The 13865-nt window shown below is 67.4% G+C and carries 14 protein-coding genes; 11 read left to right on the plus strand and 3 right to left on the minus strand.

Annotated features, from left to right (window positions below; translation table 11 throughout):
* Positions 1-5 precede the first annotated feature (5 nt).
* Positions 6-1106: a hypothetical protein gene (locus tag G6N43_RS10200; RefSeq protein WP_083152311.1), complete on the plus strand. Its 1101-nt coding sequence runs from the start codon at positions 6-8 to the stop codon at positions 1104-1106.
* Positions 1096-1665, plus strand: a complete 570-nt coding sequence (locus G6N43_RS10205) for a hypothetical protein (RefSeq protein WP_163658062.1) — start codon at positions 1096-1098, stop codon at positions 1663-1665. Before G6N43_RS10200 ends, G6N43_RS10205 begins: the two co-directional genes overlap by 11 nt.
* On the opposite strand, the gene G6N43_RS10210 is transcribed toward G6N43_RS10205, so the two are convergent.
* The gene (locus G6N43_RS10210; RefSeq protein ID WP_083152305.1) at positions 1666-3747 is read right to left on the minus strand and encodes an ATP-binding protein; all 2082 of its coding nucleotides are present in this window, start codon (positions 3745-3747) and stop codon (positions 1666-1668) included.
* A 28-nt stretch (positions 3748-3775) separates the two neighbouring features.
* Between G6N43_RS10210 and G6N43_RS10215 the strand changes: the two genes are divergently transcribed.
* The 7 genes from G6N43_RS10215 to G6N43_RS10245 all read left to right on the plus strand — a co-directional run bounded on the left by G6N43_RS10215 (position 3776) and on the right by G6N43_RS10245 (position 9416).
* Positions 3776-4336, plus strand: a complete 561-nt coding sequence (locus tag G6N43_RS10215; RefSeq protein ID WP_083152487.1) for a cytokinin riboside 5'-monophosphate phosphoribohydrolase — start codon at positions 3776-3778, stop codon at positions 4334-4336.
* Positions 4337-4398: 62 nt separating this feature from the next.
* Positions 4399-6210, plus strand: a complete 1812-nt coding sequence (fadD6, locus tag G6N43_RS10220) for a long-chain-acyl-CoA synthetase FadD6 (RefSeq protein WP_083152302.1) — start codon at positions 4399-4401, stop codon at positions 6208-6210.
* Positions 6211-6282: 72 nt separating this feature from the next.
* Positions 6283-7158, plus strand: a complete 876-nt coding sequence (gene folP, locus G6N43_RS10225; protein ID WP_083152299.1) for a dihydropteroate synthase — start codon at positions 6283-6285, stop codon at positions 7156-7158.
* Positions 7155-8117 (plus strand): glucosyl-3-phosphoglycerate synthase, encoded by a 963-nt coding sequence (locus G6N43_RS10230; protein WP_083152296.1) that lies wholly within the window; start codon positions 7155-7157, stop codon positions 8115-8117. Before folP ends, G6N43_RS10230 begins: the two co-directional genes overlap by 4 nt.
* Before the next feature lie 60 nt (positions 8118-8177).
* A complete protein-coding gene (locus G6N43_RS10235; protein ID WP_083152293.1) occupies positions 8178-8552 on the plus strand; it encodes a DivIVA domain-containing protein in 375 nt (124 codons plus the stop codon).
* Positions 8549-9133 (plus strand): DNA-3-methyladenine glycosylase I, encoded by a 585-nt coding sequence (locus tag G6N43_RS10240; protein ID WP_083152290.1) that lies wholly within the window; start codon positions 8549-8551, stop codon positions 9131-9133. Before G6N43_RS10235 ends, G6N43_RS10240 begins: the two co-directional genes overlap by 4 nt.
* 115 nt (positions 9134-9248) lie before the next feature.
* Positions 9249-9416, plus strand: coding sequence for a DUF3117 domain-containing protein (locus G6N43_RS10245; protein WP_005059648.1), 168 nt, complete (start codon positions 9249-9251; stop codon positions 9414-9416).
* A gap of 37 nt (positions 9417-9453) precedes the next feature.
* Here G6N43_RS10245 and glgA read toward each other — a convergent pair whose 3' ends face one another.
* Positions 9454-10617 carry a glycogen synthase gene (gene glgA / locus G6N43_RS10250; RefSeq protein ID WP_110810397.1) on the minus strand — a complete coding sequence of 388 codons (1164 nt, stop codon included), beginning with the start codon at positions 10615-10617 and terminating at the stop codon, positions 9454-9456.
* Positions 10618-10743: 126 nt separating this feature from the next.
* Here glgA and glgC point away from each other — a divergent pair, with 126 nt between their 5' ends.
* Positions 10744-11958, plus strand: a complete 1215-nt coding sequence (gene glgC, locus G6N43_RS10255; RefSeq protein ID WP_083152287.1) for a glucose-1-phosphate adenylyltransferase — start codon at positions 10744-10746, stop codon at positions 11956-11958.
* Here glgC and G6N43_RS10260 read toward each other — a convergent pair.
* Positions 11955-12551 carry a DUF4126 domain-containing protein gene (locus tag G6N43_RS10260; protein WP_083152284.1) on the minus strand — a complete coding sequence of 199 codons (597 nt, stop codon included), beginning with the start codon at positions 12549-12551 and terminating at the stop codon, positions 11955-11957. The genes glgC and G6N43_RS10260 overlap by 4 nt on opposite strands.
* Before the next feature lie 39 nt (positions 12552-12590).
* Between G6N43_RS10260 and G6N43_RS10265 the strand changes: the two genes are divergently transcribed.
* Positions 12591-13865 carry an HNH endonuclease gene (locus G6N43_RS10265; protein WP_083152281.1) on the plus strand — a complete coding sequence of 425 codons (1275 nt, stop codon included), beginning with the start codon at positions 12591-12593 and terminating at the stop codon, positions 13863-13865.

Below are 13865 nucleotides of genomic sequence, written 5' to 3' on the forward strand. Positions count from 1 at the left end.
TCCCTATGGCTATCGAGCCCGACTCCAGCCCGTACGGGTCGCAGACGGTGACCGGCCCGGGCTGGCCGAACGTCGACGAGGAGGCCTTGGCGGCGGCGGCCGGCACCTACGAGGCGCTGGCCACCAAGCTGACCGGCACGGTGGTGCCGCAGCAGCAGAGCCAATTGATGCAGCTCACCGAGGTCTGGGAGGGCTCCGGGTCGCTGGCTGCGGCGGGTGAGGCGACGACGATCATCGGCGGCCACGAGGCCAACGCCGCGCACGCCGCCGCGATCGCGGCGAAGCTGCGCACGATGGAGGCCACGGTCGTGAAGACGAAGCTGCTGGCCAACACGATCGCGCAAGAGGTGCAGCACGAATGCGAAGCCATTGCCGCGATGCCCTTCGGCAACGCCCAGGCGCTGGTGCAGAGCCGGATCAAGATGGGCCTGTCGCAGAACATGGCCAATGTGGGCGCCAATACGGCCGAGCTGGCGAACACCCTCGGGGTGCCGCCCAGCCTGCCCCTGCCCGGCGCCCCGCAGATATCCGGTGCCAAACAGGCCGAGGAGTCCAGTGAGGAAGCCGGCCGGGGGTCGGATCAGGCGATGCAGATGCTGAGCCAGCTGGGGTCGATGGCAGGTCAGCTCCCGCAGCTGCTGATGCAGATACCTCAGCAGATGACCCAGCCGCTGCAGCAGCTATCCCAACCTTTGCAGCAGCTGACCTCGATGTTCGGTCAAGGTGGCAAGGCGGATTCGATGATGGGCATGCCGTTTTCGGCGTTCTCGAATCATCCGCTGGCGGGTGGAGGCGGTGCGGGCGTCGGGTCCGGCATGGTGCGCGCGGCATCGCTGCCCGGTTCGGGAGGGGTGCCGTCGCAGACGCCGTTGATGGCGAATCTGGTGGGCAGCAAGGCGGTCTCGACCGCGCCGGCGGAGGGTGCGCATGCCGGTAGCAGCGCGGTTGGCGGCGTCGCACCGATGGCGGCGGGGGCCGGTATGGGCGGTATGGGTCCGATGATGGGCGGTGTGCGCGGGGAGAGTGGTGGCACCACGGCGGGGCTGGCAGTTCCCGCGCCGCTCGATAACGACCTCGACGAGGACGACGCCGACGATGAGTGGTAGCCCGCTGAAAAAGCCGGAGGGCATCGGCTGGAACGCTGCCTCGATCGAATTGCCGGAAATGCCAATGCTTCCCGCGGGTCCGGATGCCATGAGCGCGACGATCTCCGCCGTACTTGCGACACTGGCCGCCCAGTTGACCGCCAACGTCGCCGCGCTGTCGGCCAAGGAGCACACGTACTCGGGCAAGTTGGGCGTCGCGCAGGCGGCGTACCAGAACTCCGATGACGTCGCATCGCAGTCGGTGGGTCAGGTCGTCGGCATGCTCGGCAAGCTCGGTGAGCAAGCGGGCCAGATGGCAGGCGCGCCCTCGCAGGCCGCTCAAGGCGGGTCGGGCGTGTTCGGGTCGCTGATCGGGCAGGCGATGAAGGCCGCGCAGGGCGGCGGTGCGCCGGTTCCGGCGGGACCGGGACAGGCTGGGGGGCACCCGCTGCGTGAGCCGGTGGAAGAGCACGACGAGCAGGAACCGCTGGCGCGTGCCGACGAGAGCCGGCCCGATGCGGGCCCGGCGCCCGTCACACCGCCTGAGCGGGACGACGAGGATCTCGGCCGTCGGCTGTAGCTAATTCGCTTGTGCGGCAGCGTCGGCCGCCGCCGGGTTCATGCCGATCGCCGACCATTCCTTCGACACGTCGCTCAATGCCGCCGAGTCGTGACCCGCCAGCGCGCGCGCATGGGTAAGCGCCAGTTGGCCTACTGCACAATCACATTGGGCACCGATCCGCGCGATACCGTCGACCGCTCTGAGGTCGCCGAGCCGCACCGCGTCGAGCAGGGCCCGCAACGCCACCGCCGACTGACCACCGCGCTCAGCGCCTCGCGCGGCGTCGCGCGCAGCGGCGATGGCTCCGAGCTTGTCGCCCCGCGCGGACATCGCCCAGGCGCGCGCCAACGCGAGCTCCGGCGCGAAGAGCATCGACTTCAATCCGTGCCGAGATTCCGCCCGCGACAACGCCTTTCCCGCCTCGGCCGACGCACCCTGCTGACCGAGCGCCTGCGCCAGCAGCATCCAGGCCAGCGGTCCCCATGAGTAGCCGGTCGGAGCCAACGCGGTGGCCGCCCTGCGCAACAGCCGAACCGCGGTGTCGAGTTCACCTTTCGCGATCAGCACATCGGCAACCAACACCTCACCGATTGCACGTCCGGGCTGTTGTAGCTGCGCGAAATCGGTGAGCTGCTGGGCGAGTTTCTGCGCCCTGTCCAGTTCGCCCGTCATCATCAATGCTGTCGTCTGGCCGAAGCCGCTGGTGAACCGCAGCAGTCCAGGGTGTCCCGCGGCGATCGCCCGCTCGGCGAACGCGTCGACGTCGGAGAAGCGTCCCATTCGCGCCGAACTCAACGCCGCGGCGGCGCCCGCCCACCCGATCGCGGTGTCGTCGGCCGACGGCGATGCCAGCACCTCGTTGGCGATCTGCAGTGCGCGAACAGGACCGCCCGCGTTCATCGCGAACGTCGCGGACAACGCGTCGAGCGTGACCTGCGCGGCGGGTGAGGACACCTTGTTCCGCGTCGCCTTTAGAAACGCCGTCGCCCGTTCGGGCTCGGACAACATCCAGAACTGGTTGGCTGCCCGTGGCAATGCCCACACCATCAACTCGGATTCCGACAGTGTCGACGGATCGACTTGGGCCAGAACGGAATCGGCGTCACGACCGCGTCCTTGCCACGCGAGGGCGTAAGCGAGCGTGATCCGCGCGGGCAGTCCGGCGTCGCGCTGCACCGCCGCCCTGCCGAGTCGCTCGGCCAGCACCAGGTCGCCGAGACGCAGGGCCTCGTCGGCGGCCGACACGATCTCCGCGGTCGGCTGTGGACGGTCACTGTCCAGCGCCAGCACGGCCAGGCGAAGCATGGCCACCACATCGCGCGGCGGCGCTGCGCCGAGTCGTTCGACCAAATCCGTTCGTAATCGGCGCAGTTCCGGTCCACCCAGCGCGGCGCGCACGGCGTCGACGAAGAGTGGATGGGCGGGACGCACCAGACCGTCGTCGACCGTGATCGCGCCCGCGGACTCCGCCTCGGCGACGGCGTCCCGTCCGACCAGATCGCCCAACTCTGCCAGCGGCAGCGGGTCGTCGACGGCCAAGTACTCCAGCACACGACGCGCGGTGGCGGGCAGCGCCGAGACGTGGTCGTTGACCATCGTTGCCAGCCGGCTGTCGTCATGGCCAGGCGGATCGAGGTCGATCCGCTCGAGCAGGTCGTCGGTCCACAGCGTCGAGATCTCGTCGGCCACAGGCCCGTTGGCGGAGACCGTGACGATCAGCGAGGCGGCGCCGCTGACAGCCAATTGGTGCACAAGCGCCGCCGACAACTTGTCCAGCAGGTGCGCGTCGTCCACCACCAGCAGTCGTCCGTCGCCCAGGGTCGCACGTGCGGTGCGCAGCACTTCGGCGGTCTTGCCGGCCTCGGGTACGTCGATCAGATGGCTGAACGCGGCGAACGGGATGGCCGCCGACGGCGTGGTCGCGGTGACCCAGTCGACGCGGTCGAACCTCGCGCCCAGGCGGGCGACGGCGGCGCGCGCGAGCGTGGTCTTGCCGACCCCCGCGGGACCGATGATCACCGTCCCGGGCCGGGCCCCTGAACCGACTTCGAGAGCTTCCAGTGCCGGTTCAAGCGGAACGGTCACCCACTCAACAGGCACGGCCGGAGTCTATGGCTAGGTTGTGCTGGTGTCTCCGAAAAACTCCGGCGAGTGGGCGGTGTGTGTCTATTGCGCGTCGGGCCCGACGCATCCCGAGCTGCTCGACCTCGCCGAACGGGTCGGCACCGCGATCGCGGAGCGGGGCTGGACGCTGGTGTCCGGCGGCGGGAACGTGTCGGCGATGGGTGCGCTGGCCAACGCGGCCAGGCAGCGCGGCGGCCACACCATCGGGGTGATCCCCAAGGCGCTGGTGCATCGCGAGGTCGCCGACGTCGACGCCGACGAGCTCGTTGTCACCGACACCATGCGGGAACGCAAACAGGTGATGGAGGACCGGGCCGACGCGTTCATTGCCCTGCCCGGCGGAATCGGCACGCTCGAGGAGTTTTTCGAGGCTTGGACGGCCGGCTACCTGGGTATGCACGAAAAGCCGGTGGTGATGCTCGACCCGTTCGGGCACTACACCGGTTTGCTGACTTGGCTGCATGGGCTGATCGACACCGGCTATGTCGCCCAGCGCGCGTTGGACCGGTTGGTGGTCGTCGACGACGTCGACGCCGCACTGGCCGCCTGCCAACCGCATGGGTGATGGCGGTCACCCTCGCCGATAGGCTGTGTTCTGCAAGCGAGCACCGGAGGGGACCCATCGCAATGACCGAGCCGAAGAACGGCGTCCGGAGCAGTGTCGGACTGCTCGATATCGCAACCCGTCTTCCGGGCCTGTTGATGGACGCGCCAGTGATGTTGCGTGGCGCGCTGACCGGTTTCATGGCGCGCCCGACGGCGAAGACGTCCATCGGCAAGGTCTTTCAGGAGCGTGCGGCGCGATATGCCGATCGGGTGTTTCTGCGATTCGAGGATCAACAGCTGACCTACGGCGAGGCCAACGAGACCGCCAACCGGTACGCCGCGGTGCTCGCCGCGCGTGGGGTTGGCCACGGCGACGTCGTCGGCGTCATGCTGCGCAACTCACCGCAGGCGGTGCTGCTGATGCTGGCGGTGGTCAAGTGCGGCGCCATCGCGGGCATGCTCAACTATCACCAGCGCGGCGACGTCCTGGCCCACAGCATCGGACTCCTCGGCGCCAAGGCGATCGTCGCCGAGACCGATTTCATCGAGCCGATCACCGAAAGCGGCGCGGACACCACTGGCTTGATGACGCTTGACGAGTTGGAGGGCCTCGCCGCCACCGCCCCCACGCAGGACCCCGCGACGACCGCGGCGGTGCTGGCCAAGGACAAGGCGTTCTACATCTTCACCTCGGGCACGACGGGGATGCCGAAGGCCAGTGTGATGACGCACTACCGCTGGCTGCGTGCGTTGGCCGGTTTCGGCGGCCTGGGCCTGCGTCTGCACAGCGACGACGTCTTGTACTGCTGCCTGCCGCTGTATCACAACAACGCGCTGACGGTCGCGGTCGGATCGACGGTCAACGCCGGTGCGACTCTGGCACTTGGCAAGTCGTTCTCCGCGTCGAAGTTCTGGGACGAGGTCATCCGCTACCAGGCGACGGCGTTCATCTACATCGGCGAGATCTGCGCCTATCTGCTCAACCAGCCGCCCAAGGACACCGACCGCAAGCACAAGGTGCGGGTGATCATCGGCAACGGCCTGCGGCCCGCGATCTGGGATGACTTCACGAAGCGGTTCGGTATCCCGCGGGTGTGCGAGTTCTACGGCGCCAGTGAGGGCAACACGGCGTTCGTCAACGTGCTCAACATCGACAAGTCCACCGGCATCTGCCCGAGCCCGGTTGCGTTCGTGGAGTACGACCCCGATACCGGTGAGCCAATCCGCGACGAGAAGGGCCGCGTTCGCAAGGTCAAGCGTGGCGAGCCGGGTCTGCTGCTTTCGAAGGTGAGCAACTTCCAGCCGTTCGACGGTTACACCGACGAGAAGGCCAGCGAAAAGAAGCTTGTCCGAGACGCGTTCAAGGACGGCGATGTCTGGTTCAACACCGGCGACCTGATGCGGTCGCAGGGGTTCGGCCACGCGGCGTTCACCGACCGGCTGGGCGACACGTTCCGCTGGAAGGGCGAGAACGTGGCGACCACCGAGGTGGAGGCGGCGGTCGCACGCGATCCGCAGGTCGAGGAGGCCACCGCGTTCGGCGTCGAGGTCGAGGGCGCCGGCGGTCGGGCAGGCATGGTGGCGATCCAGCTCAAGGACGGCGAGGAGTTCGACGGAAAGGCGTTGGCGAAGGCGGCCTACGAACGCCTGCCCGGTTACGCCGTGCCGCTTTTCGTCCGGGTGGTGAAGGAACTCGCGCACACGTCGACGTTCAAGAGCCAGAAAGTGGACCTGCGCAAGGAGGGCTACGGCGGCAGTACGGGTGAAGGCGACGAGGACGCCGGCAAGATCGAGGACCCGATCTACGTCCTTGCCGGTCGCGATGAGGGCTACGTCGAGTTCTACGACGAGTACCCGCAAGAGGTCGCCGCGGGCAAGAAGCCCAAGAATTAGCGGTTTCGGCGTGCTAGGTCTCGCTCAGAGTGACTCAGCACGCCCAAATCGCACGCCCGTAGCCTGGAGGGCGTGCAATCGACGTTTCTGGGCCGTCCGGTGGCGGGCGACCGCGCGCTGATCATGGCGATCGTCAACCGCACACCCGATTCGTTCTATGATCGGGGCGCCACCTTCACCGACGAGGCCGCGAAGAAGGCCGCCCATCGCGTGGTGGAGGAGGGCGCCGACGTCGTCGACGTGGGCGGAGTCAAGGCGGGGCCCGGCAGCGCGGTCGACGTCGACGAAGAGATCGCCCGCGTCGTCCCGTTCATCGAATGGCTCCGCGACACCTACCCTGACCAGCTGATAAGCGTCGACACCTGGCGCGCCGCGGTGGCCAAACAGGCCTGCGCCGCCGGTGCGGATCTGATCAACGACACCTGGGGCGGCCACGACCCCGCACTGCCGGAGGTCGCGGCTGAGTTCGGCGCCGGGCTGGTTTGCTCGCACACCGGCGGCGCCGTGCCACGCACCCGTCCCTTTCGGGTCAACTACGGCATTTCCGAGCGCGGCGTTGTCGACGACGTGATCGCTGAGGTAACTGCGGCGGCCGAACGTGCCGTCGCCGCCGGGGTGGAAAAAGATGCGATCCTGATCGATCCCACCCACGATTTCGGCAAGAACACTTATCACGGTCTTAGTTTGTTGCGCCATGTAAAAGACCTTGTAAACACTGGATGGCCGGTCCTGATGGCACTGAGTAACAAGGATTTCGTCGGGGAAACTCTGGGTGTGGACCTCACCGAACGCCTCGAAGGCACGCTGGCTGCGACCGCACTCGCGGCCGCCGACGGCGCCGCCATGTTCCGAGTGCACGAGGTGGGACCCACGCGACGCGTACTGGAGATGGTCGCGTCGATTCAGGGAACGCGTCCACCGACGCGCACAGTGAGGGGACTGGCATGACTGTGCTAATCGAACAGCCAACAGAGCTGGCCACCGCGGATATCGCCAAACATCCCTGGCTGGCCGACAACAGCTGGAGCCGGCCCATGTGGACGATCGACGAACTGGTGGCCGCCAAGGCCGGACGCACCATCTCGGTGGTCTTGCCTGCCCTCAACGAGGAAGAGACGGTCGCAGGCGTCATCGAGACCATCACACCCCTGGTCGGCGGCCTGGTGGACGAGCTGATCGTGCTGGACTCCGGGTCGACCGACGACACCGAGATCCGTGCTCTCGCCGCGGGCGCCAGGGTGATCAGCCGTGAGGTGGCGCTGCCCGAGGTCGCACCGCAGCCGGGCAAGGGTGAGGTCCTGTGGCGGTCGCTGGCCGTCACGACCGGCGACATCGTGGTGTTCGTCGACTCCGACCTGATCGACCCCGACCCCATGTTCGTGCCGAAGCTGGTGGGCCCGCTGCTCGTCGGCGAAGGCGTCCACCTCGTCAAGGGCTTCTACCGGCGCCCGCTGAAGGTCAGCGGCAGCGAGGACGCCAACGGCGGCGGGCGCGTCACCGAGTTGGTGGCCAGGCCGCTGCTCGCCGCGCTGCGGCCCGAGCTGACCTGCCTGCTGCAGCCGCTGGGCGGCGAGTACGCGGGCACCCGAGAACTGTTGTCCTCGGTGCCGTTCGCACCGGGCTACGGTGTGGAGATCGGCCTGCTGGTCGACACCTACGACAAACTCGGCCTGGATGCGATCGCGCAGGTAAACCTCGGTGTGCGCGAGCACCGCAACCGGCCGCTGACCGAGCTGGCCGCGATGAGCCGCCAGGTCATCGCGACCCTGTTCTCACGGTGCGGGGTGCCGGATTCCGGCGTCGGTCTGACACAGTTCTTCGCCGACGGCGACGACTTCACTCCCCGCACGTCGGAGGTGTCGCTTGTCGATCGGCCGCCGATGAACACCCTGCGGCCGCGCACCTAGCCGACCCCTGGGCGTGCCGGTGGTCGTTGCTTGTCGGGGTGATCGGGCAGTATCGAGAGCGTGACGCTGGTTCTGCTGTATCTGGTCGTGCTGGTTCTGATCGCGATCGTGCTGTTCGCACTGGGCAGCGTGCTGTTCGGACGTGGTGAGTCGTTGCCGCCGTTGCCGCGCGATACGACGGCCACCGTGTTGCCCGCGTCCGGTGTCACCGGCGCCGACGTCGATGCGGTCAAGTTCAGCCAGACGCTGCGCGGCTACAAGACCAGCGAAGTGGACTGGGTGCTCGACCGGTTGGGTCAGGAACTCGATCTGGTGCGCGGTCAGCTGGCCGCGGTGCGCGCTGCGCACGGGATCGATGTCGACGAAGGGGGAGAGCACCGCGTCGAGGGTGGTGCACACGCGCTGCCGCCGTCGGAGGCCGAGGCCGAGGCATGACCGCCACCGATCAACGGGTCCGCTGCGCGTGGATCGACGAATCACGTTTGTCGCCAGACGATTTCGTCTTGTACCGGGATTACCACGACAACGAGTGGGGACGGCCGCTGCGAGACTCCAAGGCATTGTTTGAACGGATCACCCTCGAGGCGTTTCAGAGTGGGCTGTCGTGGCTCATCATCCTGCGCAAGCGGGAGAACTTCCGTCGCGCGTTCCACGGGTTCGACATCGATCGTGTTGCGCGTTATCGCGAGCGTGACATCACCAGGCTGATGGCCGACCCAGGCATCGTGCGCAACCGCGCGAAGATCGAGGCCACCATCGCCAACGCCCGCGCGGTCGCCGATCTGGATACCGATCTCGGCGAGTTGCTGTGGTCGTTCGCCCCGCCGCCGCGACCGCGACCGGCAGCCATGTCCGACGTCCCGGCGGTCACGCCCGAGTCGACCGCCATGGCCAAGGAACTGAAGCGCCGGGGGTTCAGGTTCGTCGGGCCGACCACCGCCTACGCCTTGATGCAGGCGACCGGAATGGTCGACGACCACACCGCAGACTGCTGGGTGCCAGCGACGATCCCGTGACCCGTCCACAGGCGTCATCGCCGGGTCTTTGCACACGCGATGCCGTGGATAGGGAACAATAGGGGGGATTGTTTAGGCCCACCGTGCGGGCTGGCTCATGTGGAGGGAGCACTCGATGGCGGCGATGAAGCCCCGGACCGGCGACGGTCCACTGGAAGCAACCAAGGAGGGGCGAGGCATCGTGATGCGGGTACCGCTGGAAGGCGGCGGACGTTTGGTCGTCGAACTGACGCCCGATGAGGCGGCCGCGCTCGGCGACGAACTGAAGAACGTCACCAGCTAGTCCACGTGTGCGCGCGGGGGTACACACTTACGGGTGACTAGGTAGCGACTTTCCGGTAGATCTCGAGGGTCTGCTCGGCGATGTGCGCCCAGGAGAACTCCTCGATACAGCGCTGTCGGCCCGCCTGGCCGTACTGCTTCGCGATCTCCGGTTGCGCCACCACTGCATTGACCGCGTCGGCCAGTCGCGATTCGTACCCCGTCGGGTCGCCCGCGTCGTAGTGCACCAGTACTCCGGTACGACCGTCGTCCACCACCTCGGGGATACCGCCGACGTCGGACGCGACCACGGCTGTCGCGCAGGCCATCGCCTCCAGGTTGACGATGCCGAGCGGCTCGTACACCGAGGGGCATACGAAAACGGTTGCTGCTGAGAGTATTTCGCGGATCTTCGAGATCGCCATCATCTCGCGTATCCAGAACACACCAGTGCGACTGCGAGCCAACTCCTGAACGGCCTCGGTGACCTCGGCCGCGATCTCCGGGGTGTCGGGCGCGCCCGCGCAGAGCACCAGCTGGATGTCGGGCGCGAACCGGTGCGCAGCCGCGATCAAGTGCGGCACGCCCTTCTGCCGGGTGATCCGTCCGACGAACGCGACGATGGGCCGCGTCATGTCGACGCCGAGTTCGGCGAGTACCGACTCGCCGGGCTGCGCCGGAGCCGGGTACCAGACGTCGGTGTCGATTCCGTTGCGCACCACATGTACCCGGTTCGGATCCAATGCCGGGTAGGTGCTCAACACGTCGTCGCGCATGCCAGAGCTGACCGCGATCACCGCGTCGGCGGCCTCCACCGCGGTCTTCTCCACCCAGGACGACACGCGGTACCCGCCGCCGAGTTGTTCGGCCTTCCACGGCCGCATCGGCTCGAGGGAGTGCGCGGTCAACACATGCGGAATGCCGTACAGCAGTGCGGCGAGGTGACCCGCCAGCCCGGTGTACCAGGTGTGGGAATGCACGACGGTCGCCTGGCTCGCGGCGTTGACCATGTTGAGGTCGGCAGACAGCGTCGACAACGCGGGATTGGCGCCCACCAACGCGGGATCGGGCTGTGCGACGATCGCGTCCGCACGCGGTGCGCCCATGCAGTGCACGTCGACGTCGCACAGATGGCGTAGCTGCGCGACTAGTTCGGTGACGTGTACGCCGGCCCCTCCGTAAACCTCGGGTGGATACTCCCGAGTCATCATCGCCACCCGCATAGTCACGACGGTAGTGGCCGCCTGTCTTGATCGCAGCTTTGTTTCGGATGCGGTCAGGTGTCAATAGTCTTGACAGACAGCTGCGAATGGCTAGCCGCTGTCCTTTACTGCGGATAGGTTTGGATCATGCGGGAACTGCCACACGTGCTGGGAATCGTCCTGGCGGGCGGCGAGGGCAAGCGGCTGTACCCATTGACGGCCGATCGGGCCAAACCGGCGGTCCCTTTCGGCGGCGCCTACCGGCTGATCGACTTCGTGCTGTCGAATCTGGTCAATGCCAGGTTGCTCCGAATCTGCGTGCTGACGCAGTACAAGTCGCATTCGCTGGACCGTCACATCTCCAAGAACTGGCGGCTGTCCGGGCTTGCCGGCGAGTACATCACCCCGGTGCCCGCCCAGCAGCGGCTCGGTCCGCGTTGGTACACGGGATCCGCCGACGCCATCTACCAGTCGCTGAATCTGATCTACGACGAGGACCCCGACTACATCGTCGTCTTCGGTGCCGATCACGTGTATCGGATGGACCCCGAGCAGATGGTGCAGTTCCACATCGAGAGCGGTGCCGGCGCGACCGTCGCCGGTATCCGGGTCCCGCGGTCTGAGGCCACCGCGTTCGGGTGCATCGACGCAGACGAGTCGGGCCGGATCCGCAGCTTCATCGAGAAGCCGACCGACCCGCCGGGCACTCCCGACGACCCCGAGCAGACGTTTGCGTCGATGGGCAACTACATCTTCACCACCAAGGTGCTCATCGACGCCATCCGCGCCGATGCCGAGGACGACGACTCGGACCACGACATGGGCGGCGACATCATCCCGCGTCTGGTCGCCGACGGGATGGCCGCGGTTTACGACTTCAACAACAACGAGGTGCCGGGCGCCACGGAACGCGATCACGGCTACTGGCGTGACGTCGGGACGCTCGACGCGTTCTACGACGCACATATGGACCTGGTGTCGGTGCACCCGGTGTTCAACCTCTACAACAAGCGCTGGCCCATCCGCGGTGAGATGGAGATGCTGGCGCCCGCGAAGTTCGTCAACGGCGGCTCGGCGCAGGAGTCCGTCGTCGGCGCGGGCAGCATCATCTCGGCCGCATCCGTGCGCAACTCGGTGCTGTCGTCCAACGTCGTCGTCGACGACGGCGCGATCGTAGAGGGGAGCGTCATCATGCCGGGGACCCGCATCGGCCGTGGCGCGGTGGTGCGGCACGCGATTCTGGACAAGAACGTCGTCGTCGGGCCCGGCGAGATGGTGGGCGTCGACCTCGACAAGGACCGGGAGCGGTTCGCGATCAGCGCCGGGGGCGTCGTCGCGGTCGGCAAGGGCGTCTGGATCTAGGGTTCGGTTCTTGCGGCGCGCGCCCGCCGTCGTCGTCTCCGCAATAGGCGCACGGCAGCCCATGCCAACAGGACCAGCACGACCAGAACGAGGACCGGGACCAGAACGGCCACGAGCACCAGGCCGACGCTGATTCCATCCTCGACAGTGCTCAGTACCGGCGCGGCCACTCCTGCGGTGGCGACGTTGGCGGCAGGTCGCACCGTCGATTTCGTCAACGACACCACCAGTGCGACGACGACACCGATCGCTACCGGGATCCACTGTCCGGATTGCGCAAAGGCGCCCGGATCGGTGACGGCGTTGGTCTGGGCCGCGGTGCCCGATCCGAAGACGATGCCACCGGCCGTCGGCCGGACGAAGGTTTGGACGGCGTCGTTGATGCTGTCGAGGGCGGGCACCTTGTCGGCGATGATCTCGACGACGAGCAGGACGGCGACGATCGCCATCACCCAGCCGTTCTCGAGCCAGGTCCATCCCGCCGGCAGGGTGACGAGGTCGGTGAACCGGGACAGCAGACCGAGCGCCAGCAGCGGGATGTAGGCGTTGAGTCCCGCCGCGGTGGCCAGCCCGAAGCCGGTCAGCAGCTCCATCGGACAATCTTGTCACAGTGTCGAAGTAGGATCGAATGTATGTTCGAAGCAGGCGGGATTGCTCACGAGGCATCACTGGTCGAACGCATCGCGCAGCTCGAACGGAGCAAGTCCGCCGCAGCTGCCGAGCAGGCCAGGCTCACCGCCGACCTCGACACCGCCCGCCGCGCACGCGAGGCCGCCGAAGGGGTGCCCGCCAGCAAGCGCGGCCGCGGGCTGGCCAATGAGATCGCGTTGGCGCGCCACGATTCGCCCAATCTTGGTGGGCGCCATCTCGGCTTCGCGCGGGCACTCGTCCACGAGATGCCCTACACCTTGGCGGCTTTGGAATGCGGGGCGCTCTCGGAATGGCGCGCAACGCTCATCGTCCGGGAGTCGGCGTGTCTGTCCATCGAGGACCGCCGAACGTTGGACGCCCGGTTGTGCGCCGACCAAGCGGCTCTGGAAGGCCGAGGCGACAAGCGGATTGCGGCCGACGCCAAGGCCATCGCCTACGAACTCGACCCGCACGCCGTCGTTGACAAGGCGGTCCGTGCCGAATCCGAACGCAGGGTCACCGTGCGCCCCGCCCCGGACACAATGAGCTACGTGACGGCGTTGCTGCCCATGGCCCAGGGGGTGTCCGTCTACGCCGCTTTGAAACGCGCCGCCGACACCACCTTCGACGACCGCAGTCGCGGCCAGGTCATGGCGGACACTCTCGTCGAGCGCGTCACCGGCCGCCCCGCCGACGTTCCGGTTCCCGTTGCAGTCAACCTCGTCCTGACCGACGAGACGCTGCTGGGCGGTGCCACCACACCGGCTCAGATCGCCGGGTATGGGCCGGTGCCTGCGGCGATCGCCTGCCGCCTGGCCAACGACGCCATCGCCGACGAGAACTCCAAAGCGACGCTGCGCCGGCTGTATCGCCATCCGGACTCGGGAGCGCTGGTCGCCATGGAATCGCGATCACGTTTGTTCCCAAAGGGGCTCGCGCAGTTCATTGCGATCAGAGATGACACCTGTCGGACTCCGTATTGCGATGCGCCCATTCGACACACCGACCACGCGACTCCACATGCGCGCGGCGGCCCCACCACCGCCGCGAACGGTCTCGGAGAATGCGAGGCGTGCAACTACGCGAAGGAAGCACCGGGATGGCGCGTGCACACGTTCGACGGTGAGGGCGAGCGGCACACGGCGGAGTACGTCACGCCGACGGGCGCGCGCCACAAGTCACACGCCCCGCCGTTGCCCGGCGACATCGTGATGTTCAAGCCGAGTGCGGTTGAAGCGCTCATCGCCAGTCAGCTGGCGGGGTTCACCGCAGCCTGA

The sequence above is a fragment of the Mycolicibacterium moriokaense genome (assembly GCF_010726085.1).
GTDB classification, from domain to species: domain Bacteria; phylum Actinomycetota; class Actinomycetes; order Mycobacteriales; family Mycobacteriaceae; genus Mycobacterium; species Mycobacterium moriokaense.

Coding starts and splice junctions, on each gene's coding strand:
- glgA (WP_110810397.1), bottom strand. CDS start 10,617: ATGCGGGTGGCGATGATGACTCGGGAGTATCCACCCGAGGTTTACGGA.
- G6N43_RS10265 (WP_083152281.1), top strand. CDS start 12,591: ATGTTCGAAGCAGGCGGGATTGCTCACGAGGCATCACTGGTCGAACGC.
- G6N43_RS10200 (WP_083152311.1), top strand. CDS start 6: ATGGCTATCGAGCCCGACTCCAGCCCGTACGGGTCGCAGACGGTGACC.
- fadD6 (WP_083152302.1), top strand. CDS start 4,399: ATGACCGAGCCGAAGAACGGCGTCCGGAGCAGTGTCGGACTGCTCGAT.
- G6N43_RS10230 (WP_083152296.1), top strand. CDS start 7,155: ATGACTGTGCTAATCGAACAGCCAACAGAGCTGGCCACCGCGGATATC.
- glgC (WP_083152287.1), top strand. CDS start 10,744: ATGCGGGAACTGCCACACGTGCTGGGAATCGTCCTGGCGGGCGGCGAG.
- G6N43_RS10245 (WP_005059648.1), top strand. CDS start 9,249: ATGGCGGCGATGAAGCCCCGGACCGGCGACGGTCCACTGGAAGCAACC.
- G6N43_RS10260 (WP_083152284.1), bottom strand. CDS start 12,551: ATGGAGCTGCTGACCGGCTTCGGGCTGGCCACCGCGGCGGGACTCAAC.
- G6N43_RS10205 (WP_163658062.1), top strand. CDS start 1,096: ATGAGTGGTAGCCCGCTGAAAAAGCCGGAGGGCATCGGCTGGAACGCT.
- G6N43_RS10240 (WP_083152290.1), top strand. CDS start 8,549: ATGACCGCCACCGATCAACGGGTCCGCTGCGCGTGGATCGACGAATCA.